Raw genomic sequence first — 1,222 nt, 5'->3', positions numbered from 1 at the left:
CGCCAGTTAGAAAAAACAGAAGTAACAGGCCCAATGTTTTTTGTTGTTGGCGGAATATGTTTAGCTTTAGTGCTACCCAACGAAGGGCATAAAATAAAAGAAGGCGTTGATCTTTTATTACCATTTATAGAGCTTACGCTAAGTATTTTTTTATTTTCTGATGCAGCTAAATCAAAGTTGAGTGTATTAAGGCATAGTTTTCAGTATCCTAGTTTACTGTTGTTTGTTGCCCTACCCTTAACTTTGTTACTTGGTATTGCTGTTGCTTTATTTTTCTTTGCTGAGCTTTCACTTATTCAAGCAGCGTTGCTCGCTATTATTTTAACACCTACCGATGCGGCATTAAGTAAAGGGTTACTAGCAAGTACACAAGTGCCTGAAAAAATACGCGAAGGAATAAATACTGAAAGTGGTTTGAACGATGGATTATGCGTACCCATATTTTTAATATTTATATTACTCGCTAAAAATCCTGATTCAGCTATTACCGCAACACAAACATTAAGTGTGTTTGGACGAGAGCTTGGCTTGGCTTTATTAATAGCTATTACAAGTATTGCTGTTTTTATACCGAGTTTAAACTTTGCAATGAAACGTCATTACTTTGCACAAAATACCAGTCCGTTTTTATTACTCGGTTTTGCTATGGCTGTGTTTTCTGTCACTCAGTATTTTCATGGCAGTGGATTTATTGCGGTGTTTATTGCAGGCTTATTATTTGATAAATTTTCGACCGAAGAAGTTAGAACAGAATTAATTGAAGACTCAGAGCATATCGCAGATTTCACATCGTTAATGATTTGGTGCTTGTTCGGGTTTGTTTGTGCTTACTTAGTTATTCCTAAATTAAATACTGAAATTATAATTTACGCTTTGTTAAGTACAACATTGATTAGAATAATTCCAGTTATGCTGTCTCTGCAGTTTACGGCACTGAGTATCAAAGAGCGTTTTACATTTGCGTGGTTTGGACCAAGAGGGTTAGCATCAATTGTTTTTACATTGATGGTGATAGATACGCAAATAGAAAACAAATATCAAATAGCGACAATAGCAATGACGACTATTTTGTTTAGTGTATTTATACATGGTATTAGCACTAGACCTATTGCCGATAGTTTTGTTAAAAAATAATTATTTAAACTAGATAAATTAAGAATACGTATTAAAAAAGGCGTAACGGTTATTTTCATCACTGATGAAGTTAATCGTTGCGCCTTTT

General features: G+C 34.2%; 1 protein-coding gene. It reads left to right on the top strand.

Annotation, left to right across the window (positions count from 1 at the left end; translation table 11 throughout):
• On the top strand, window positions 1-1,134 hold a 1,134-nt coding region (locus tag GQR46_RS19885), incomplete at its 5' end, for a cation:proton antiporter (protein ID WP_165742252.1).
• Window positions 1,135-1,222 lie beyond the last annotated feature (88 nt).

The sequence above is a fragment of the Pseudoalteromonas sp. Z1A6 genome (assembly GCF_011378745.1).
In the GTDB taxonomy this organism is placed as follows: Bacteria; Pseudomonadota; Gammaproteobacteria; order Enterobacterales; family Alteromonadaceae; genus Pseudoalteromonas; species Pseudoalteromonas arctica.
The sequence above is the reverse complement of the archived record's forward strand: the minus strand, read 5'-3'. Positions and strand labels throughout refer to the sequence as shown.